At 58.2% G+C, this 4,363-nt stretch carries 4 protein-coding genes; 1 reads left to right on the forward strand and 3 read right to left on the reverse strand.

Going from position 1 to position 4,363, the window contains the following annotated elements; genetic code table 11:
- Positions 1-180: 180 nt before the first annotated feature.
- Positions 181-768, reverse strand: a complete 588-nt coding sequence (locus QT222_RS05610; protein ID WP_491476578.1) for an amino acid permease — start codon at positions 766-768, stop codon at positions 181-183.
- 56 nt (positions 769-824) lie between these two features.
- Here QT222_RS05610 and QT222_RS05615 point away from each other — a divergent pair, with 56 nt between their 5' ends.
- On the forward strand, positions 825-3,170 hold the full coding sequence (locus QT222_RS05615) for an amino acid permease (RefSeq protein ID WP_491476579.1): 2,346 nt from the start codon (positions 825-827) through the stop codon (positions 3,168-3,170).
- A gap of 157 nt (positions 3,171-3,327) precedes the next feature.
- Here QT222_RS05615 and QT222_RS05620 read toward each other — a convergent pair whose 3' ends face one another.
- Entirely contained in the window at positions 3,328-3,603 is a 276-nt protein-coding gene (locus QT222_RS05620) for a helix-turn-helix domain-containing protein (RefSeq protein WP_014732688.1), read from the reverse strand.
- Positions 3,604-3,608: 5 nt separating this feature from the next.
- The gene (locus QT222_RS05625) at positions 3,609-4,355 is read right to left on the reverse strand and encodes a beta-ketoacyl-ACP reductase (RefSeq protein ID WP_491476580.1); all 747 of its coding nucleotides are present in this window, start codon (positions 4,353-4,355) and stop codon (positions 3,609-3,611) included.
- Positions 4,356-4,363 lie beyond the last annotated feature (8 nt).

The raw sequence follows: 4,363 nt of genomic DNA on the forward strand, positions 1-4,363 counted from the left end.
CTATGGTGGCGAGGTGTGGATTGAGGACAACGCCCCGCAAGGTGCCACGTTCGTTATCGAACTGCCGTTGAGAAGACCGTCGAAAGCAGCGGGCAGTACATCCGAATTAGTCCCCTCTCAGTAGGTCAGAGTGGCGAAAACTCAAAGCACCGACCCCAACGACCGGACCGAAAAGAGAGCTCACGTCTCGCCTTCACCCGCGGGCTCGAACGGGCTACGCTCCAGATAGAGGAACTCGAACAGAAAAACGAGGATGAAGATTCCGATGGTCCAGAATAATATTTGGATGTCGGTTCGATACAGATGATAGAGGACAATCGGAATCGCGGCGGTCGTGCCGAGCAGGCCGAGTGCGGGAACGATGCGGTTCGACCCCGTCTCGTCTGCAAGCCGGAGGTTCGTGTAGTTTGTAACGGCGAACGAAACGAGAAATGCCACAGAACCGAACTCGGTGATCTGCTTGAGCGTGCCCAGTGCGGCGAATGCCGCCGTTAACCCACCCATAACCAGAAGCGAGTAGACTGGGATTCCCTCTCGGTTCCGGAACGAAAAGAGCCGCGGCAGCGCACCCTCGGTCGCGATCTTGTGAACGAGTCGGGCCGTACCGAACAGCGTCGCGTTGATACCCGATGACGTGCTTTTCATCGCCGAGAGAATAACGAGGACGAAGCCGGCGGCACCCAGAACCGGAATGTGAGAGACGGCCTCGGCGAGTGCGACCTCCTCGTGGGCTACGAGTTGGACGGGTGTCAGATGAAGCGTCGCCATGAACGACCCGCTAAACCGCCTGATTATTTATTAAATACGCAAACCAACAGAACGATATGGTTGAGCACACGCGGACACTCGATTTCAAAATCGCGTTCGCGATTGGGCTGGGGACGATGATCGCGGCCGGGATTTTCTCGCTTTCCGGGACGGCTGTATTCCGAATCGGTTCGAGCGCCGTCATCGCGTTCGTCCTCGCAGCACTTGTTGCTGGAATCACCGCCGCAGCCTACTCCGAGTTCGCGTCTATCTACTCCGAAAACGGGGGTGGATACCTCTTTTGCTCGCGTACGTTCGAAGAGTGGGACCGTCTCAAATACGGCGTTGGAATGTCCCTCTTTCTCGGATACACCGGGACGACAGCGTTCTATCTCGCGACGATGGACGAGTGGTTCTTCCGGTTTATCCTCCCGGAGTCGCTTCAGTTCCTGCCACACGGAAGCATTGGAATTCTCGCGGCACTTACACTTGGACTGCTCAACGCTCGCGGGACCGAGGAATCGGGGATTTTCCAGCTTATCGTCACGAGCGCGAAAGTCGGGGTCCTGTTCGCCTTTATCGGCGGTGCGATTGCGTTCGTCGGGCCAGCGGAGGCAACAACGAAGTTCGTCACAAACATCGAGGCCGAACCCGTCGGTATCGTCTCGGTCGCCGCACTGGCGTTCATCACGTTCTTCGGATTCTCGGCTATCGCCGCGAGTGCGGGTGAGATTATCGAGCCTCGGAAGACTGTTCCCCGAGCCATCGCCGCGAGCATGATTACCGTCACAGTGCTGTACGCGCTCGTCATCGTCGCGATGGTGAACGCGCCGGTCGCCCGCGAAGTGCTCGCAGAGGGGGAGACGGCGATGGGAAGCGTCGCGGCATCCTTCCTCGGGCCGTGGGGGCAGTTACTCATCGTCGCCGGTGCCGTCTTCTCGATGGTAAGCGCCTCGAACGCCTCGATTCTCGCCGCGAGCGGTATCGGGTCACTCATGGGCCGACAGGGACACGCGCCCCGGCGGTTCGCCCGCATCCATCGCGACTATCGGACACCATTCTGGAGTGTGACGACAGCAACGGCGACAATCTGTCTCCTCATCTTCGTGTTCATCACCCTCTTTTCGGAGCACGGACTACTCGGCGTCCATTTCCTCGGGTTGAGCCCCCTCACGGGATTCGCTACGTTCAATCTCCTCGTCCCACTGGCCGTGGTAGATATCGCGCTGATTTACTCCCGGCGGAACTACCCGGACATCGAACGAGGCTTCTCGATGCCGCTCGTTCCTGCCCTCCCCGTGGTGGGCGTACTAGCCAATCTCGCACTTATTCTGAACCTCCCCCCTGTTGGGGTTGGTATCGGCGCTGCACTCACTGTTGGACTCGTTATCGCCTATCTCGTCTGGGGCGGCGCTCCGCATATCGAAGAACTCGTCGAGAAGATTGTCTCGACCGGCGCTTCCGGCCAATCAGGTTCCAGCACGACGGCCGCAACGGGTGGTGAGACGGAAGAGAGGGAACGAGAGCGGTTCCGAGTTCTCGTGGCGCTTGCACGCCCAGAGAGAGCGGTCCCCTACGTACGGCTCGCCGAGACGCTGAGTCGAGGGGAAGAGGCAGAACCGCTGGTTCAGGTGCTCAACGTCACTCACATCCCGGACCAGACGCCGAACGAGATGGTCCGCGAAACAGCCCAAGAGCGGGCCGAGCGAATAGAAGCGCTCCTTTCCGAAGCCGACATAGACGTTGAATACACCGTCGAAGGGCATATCTGCCGAGATATCGCGTTCGACATCCTCCAGACAGCACGGGACGACCAGGCTGATCAGATTCTAATGGGTTATCCGGAGGAGAACCCGGGAATCACCGAAACCGTCGAATACAACGCTCCGTGCGGAGTGTTCTTCACGAGCAACGTGGATGCTATCGACGATTTCTCGACTATCAACGTCGGTGCCGGTGGCGGTCCTCACCACCTTGCGCTGCTGCCAATTGTAAATCGACTGGGGCAGCAAGGGGCCAAGGTGCACGTCATTAGCGTCAACCCGAAGCGAGGTGGGACCTCCGAACCGGTCGATGAAACCGTCTCAGCTCTCACGGGAATCGAATCGCTCCAAGTGCACAACCTGACTGCCGACACGGTTGCCGAGGGACTCGTCTCGACGTCTATCGGAAACGGTGGGTTCCTGCTCATCGGAGCGACCCGTGACCGTCGGCTCCGACGCTGGGTGTTTGGCAGTACGCCCGACCGAACAATCGACCTCGCCCGGTCCTCGGGTGTTCCAGTGCTGATTCACGCGAGTACGAGAGGCGTCTCCGGCCGAATCGAGGAATACATCTTCCCCATCTACCGGTATCTCCGACGCCATCTCGGGAGACATCGTGCATTCCGTCATATCATCGAAACACCCAGCGAGACAGAGTAGTAAACGCGTTTCCAAACACTCGACGACGACGCTGTAGAAGACGAGTCACGATACGAATGATAGGAGGGAACTACCCTCGGCGTTACGAGTAGAAGGGAACGTCAGTATCGGGGTGAACTCACGTCACGACGGACGCAAAGCACCACCGATGAACCGTTCAGGTCGGCTGATAGACGTAGTATCCGTCCTCACGCTGGACGAGACCAAGGTCCATGAGGTGTTCGAGCACTGGGTAGAGCGTGATAGTTTTCATCCCGAGCGTGTCCCGAAGTTCCTCTACGGTCCCCACACGTTGCTGCGAGAGATAGAGGTAAACGAGCTTGGTCTGGGACGATGTCAGCGTCTCTGGGAGCGGTTCGACGGACCAGTCAAGCTCCGCCTCTTCGCTCTGGTACGGTGGTACGGACGTGAGTCGTGGGTCTTCCTTATACATGATTGTCACCACTCCATCCCACCATTGACGCCGAGTACTTGTCCCGTCATGTAGTCCGATTCGTCGCTGGCGAGGAACCGAACGATACCCGTGATATCATCCACCTCCGCGAATCGGTTGAGAGGGATACGTTGGCAAATCTTATCTTGTATCTCCTCGCCCACGTCATCGAACATGTCGGTTTGGGTGAAACCAGGTGCGACGCAATTGGCCGTCGTTCTGTGTCGCGCCAGTTCGAGAGCGATAGTGCGCGTGAACCCGAACAGTCCACTCTTTGTGGCCGCGTAGTTGGCTTGTCCGAAGTTGCCTTGCTGGCCGACGACGCTCGAAATGTTGATGAGGCGACCGCGGTCTGCCTCCTTCAGGTCGTCGTAGAAGACCTTCGTCGCGTTGAAGACGCCGCCGAGGTTCACGTCCATGACGCGGTCCCAGTCCTCGCAAGTCATGTTCTCGAACTTGCAGTCGACTGTCACGCCCGCGTTGTTCACAAGTACATCAATAGGTCCGAATACTTTGTGCACGCGGTCGCGCATCGCCGAGACCTCGTCGTACTCACAGACATCGGCTTGAAGCGCAATAGCGCTCCCACCTGCGGCCTCAATCTCGTCAACGACGTCATAAGCTTCGGCCTCCGAAGTTCGGTAGTTTACCACGACATCCGCACCTGCTTCTCCAAACTCCTCTGCGATTCCCCGTCCAATTTCCCGTGATGCGCCCGTTACCAGGCACGTCCGTGATGTTAAATCGTTCATATTTGCTC

This window comes from Haloferax sp. s1 (assembly GCF_058382125.1).